General features: G+C 45.4%; 1 protein-coding gene and 1 pseudogene. Both read left to right on the forward strand.

Annotation, left to right across the window (positions count from 1 at the left end):
* The first annotated feature begins 243 nt into the window (after positions 1 to 243).
* Positions 244 to 552: a transposase family protein gene (locus BRW63_RS26920; RefSeq protein WP_073075369.1), complete on the forward strand. Its 309-nt coding sequence runs from the start codon at positions 244 to 246 to the stop codon at positions 550 to 552.
* 498 nt (positions 553 to 1,050) lie between these two features.
* A pseudogene (locus BRW63_RS29350) lies at positions 1,051 to 1,557 on the forward strand (transposase); the annotation flags it as partial.
* Positions 1,558 to 1,748 lie beyond the last annotated feature (191 nt).

Here is a 1,748-nt window from a genome sequence, read left to right on the forward strand (position 1 = left end):
GTTCTAAGTACCGCTCAAGACGGCAGGCACCACGACAGGCGATTGCTGGACGAAGCAGAAATCGTTGGGGCACTTCCGACTGAGATTGCGATTGAAGTAGACCTGGGGTTTCAAGTTTCAAGGGGTGCGACCTCTACCTGATACTAAAGTGACTCAAGCCTCCTGCTGATAAGGTTTTTGAACGATTTCACAGTAGTCCTTTTGATTATTCATTGATCAATTTTACAGGCACTCAAAACCCTTATGGAGCAAAAGGTAATCGGTTTTTTCCAATGTATCGGATGGAGGTCGCACCCGTTTCAAGGATTGCAAAAGGAGTATGACAATATCCAGATTGGGTATAAGAAGCCCAGAGGAGGCAGCTTAACTCAGGATCAAAAGGACTTTAACCGGGAGTTGAGTCGGAGCCGAGTCGTCTGTGAGAATGCCTTTGCGGGAGTCAAGCGCTACGGGGCAGTGAGTGCGATTTACAGGAATCGTGTGGCTAATTTCGACGACCATCTGATGCTCACAGCGACTGGGTTATGGAACTTCTACCTCATGGCTGCTTAACGGGAGGCAAAGAGGAGCAAACCCTGTCCACAAAAGCATTTTATTTCACAACAAGTCTAGTATCTATATCTATCCTGGAGCCTCACTTATCTTCAGATGCTACAATTTTTCTCAACGAAGAAAATCTTCCTGCTTGCGAAATTCCTAGCTTTAGTCCCTCTATGGAAGCTAATAGCCTCAAGGATAGTAAATTTGTTGCGAGTCTTGGAGCTTGCTCCTTTGGAATTTATTTGATTCACCCAATTCCAATGAATCTTGTTAAAGGGCTGATTGTGAGGGTTTTCCCTACACTGTCTCAGCAAGTATCGATCGCGTCAATGCTGACTTTTTCTGTCTCTAGTTTTTTACTAAGCTGGTTAATCGTCTCTCTTCTAAGTAGAAATAAGATGATTGCAAAGTATACTAGGAGTTACGCATTGACAGAATTAGCCATATGTGGGTGTAGCCATGACGACCTAAAAAAGGGATGCTCAGATCGTTCTCCCTCGCTGTCCTGTGATGCGTGTCCTGACTAAGCCCTCCAGCGCAACCTGTACGCTCAACCTCTACACCTTATTCTTACTGGCAGAACCCAAGTATGTCAGTTGCCAACGATTGGCTCAAATTCTAGAGCGCCTTTCTCACGATAGTATCAATCGGTTTTTAGTCAGAGAACGCTACACTCCTGCTGATTTGTTTGCAGTGGTCAAACCGAGAATCCAGCTTTAGGGTGGCAGCTTAAGCGGAGATGATACGGTGCTGGACAAACCTTACAGCAATCCGAGCAAAACAACCTTGATTGGTTACTTTTGGTCTGGCAAGCACAAGAAAGTGGTCAAGGGCATCAACTTACTAACCTTGTACTACACGGACGCACAGGGAGTGTCCGTGCCTGTGAACTATCGGCTCAATGATAAACGTGAGGGGAAAACAAAGCATGATTATTTTCGAGAGATGCTGTTTGAAGTAATGGACTGGGGGTTGATGCCAGGGGTAATCACTGCCGATAGTTGGTATGCAGTGCTGTGCTTCACACTGTCAAAGTTCCCGCTGAGTCAGGCTTCCAGCCTCCTAGTTTTTAGACTTCTCTAAATCTTCTCTAAGAGGCGGTTTGAGAAGTCAGTCAGTGAGTAAAAAAGCTCTCCGGTTATAAGCTGTAAATACGTAAAGTACAGCACCGAGAGAGCCATGAATAAAGCATACTCCAGTAACCTGAG

Source organism: Phormidesmis priestleyi ULC007 (assembly GCF_001895925.1).
Classification (GTDB): domain Bacteria; phylum Cyanobacteriota; class Cyanobacteriia; order Leptolyngbyales; family Leptolyngbyaceae; genus Phormidesmis_A; species Phormidesmis_A priestleyi_A.